Origin of the sequence: Calderihabitans maritimus (assembly GCF_002207765.1) — a bacterium.
Taxonomy (GTDB): Bacteria; Bacillota; KKC1; order Calderihabitantales; family Calderihabitantaceae; genus Calderihabitans; species Calderihabitans maritimus.
In genome coordinates this window covers 8,996-10,055 of record NZ_BDGJ01000181.1, presented here as the reverse complement: position 1 = coordinate 10,055, position 1,060 = coordinate 8,996, and the positions used below count along the sequence as shown (strand labels likewise).

At 59.0% G+C, this 1,060-nt stretch carries 2 protein-coding genes; both read right to left on the bottom strand.

The genetic code is table 11. The annotated features are described in order from the left end of the window. On the bottom strand, positions 1-529 hold a 529-nt coding region (locus tag KKC1_RS13470), incomplete at its 3' end, for an ATP-binding cassette domain-containing protein (protein ID WP_088554955.1). A 5-nt stretch (positions 530-534) separates the two neighbouring features. Next, positions 535-1,060, bottom strand: a 526-nt coding sequence (gene modB / locus KKC1_RS13465) for a molybdate ABC transporter permease subunit (RefSeq protein ID WP_088554954.1), incomplete at its 5' end; no start/stop codon positions are given.

Here is a 1,060-nt window from a genome sequence, read left to right as displayed (position 1 = left end):
CCCCCAGTCCCTGCCGCAACCGCTCCCGCAGCCCGCGGTCCAGTGCTGCCAGCGGCTCGTCCAGTAAGAGCAACGCCGGTTCGCGTACCAGCGCTCTGGCCAAAGCCACCCGCTGGCGCTCCCCTCCCGAAAGTTGTGCGGGATAACGGTGCTTCAGTTGGGTTATGCCAAGGTTTGCCATAAGTTCAGCCGCGCGCTGCTCTCCAGCCTTCCTGAGGCCCCTCCTCACCCCATAAAGGATGTTTTCCCATACCGTCAAGTGCTCGAAAAGGGCATATCCCTGAAAAATAAAACCAACACCCCTCCTGGCTGGAGGGATGTTAACCCGCCGGTCGGAATCAAAAAAGATCTGGCCGTTCAGCCTGATGCGTCCGGCATCAGGTCGTTGCAAGCCGGCCAGACACTCCAGGACCGTTGTCTTCCCAGAACCAGAGGGGCCGACTAGGGCAACCAGATCGCCTGCAGGCACCTTAAAACTGGCCTTCAGGGTAAAATCCGGAAGCCGCTTTTCGAATTCAACCTGCAGCATCCCCCTCAACACCTCCTCTGCTCAGCATAACGAGTAAGCTGGCGCCGCGACCACCGGTGCAGCCCAAAGATTAACGTAAAAGAAAGGACCAGCACTGTAAACACCAAAGGTACTGCTGTGCGGTAGTCACCTGCCTCCACAGCGAAATAGATGGCCATCGGCACAGTCTGGGTTTTCCCGGGGATATTTCCGGCAACCATCAGCGTGGCGCCAAATTCCCCAAGCGCCCGGGCAAAAGCCAGCACGAGACCCGAGAGAATTCCCGGCCAGGCCAGGGGGATGGTAACCGTGAAAAAGACCCGTATTTCTCCTGCCCCCAGGGTCCGGGCAGCATTTTCCTGGTCCGGATCTACCTGCGCAAAAGCTGCCGAGGCGTTCTGGTACACCAGCGGAAAGGCCATTACCGCAGAAGCGATCACCGCTGCCCACCAGGTAAAAAGCACCTGCCCCGGAAAAACCCAGCTTACCGGACCGTGTCGGCCAAAAAACAGGAGCAGGCCGAACCCTACCACCGTAGGCGGAAGCACCATG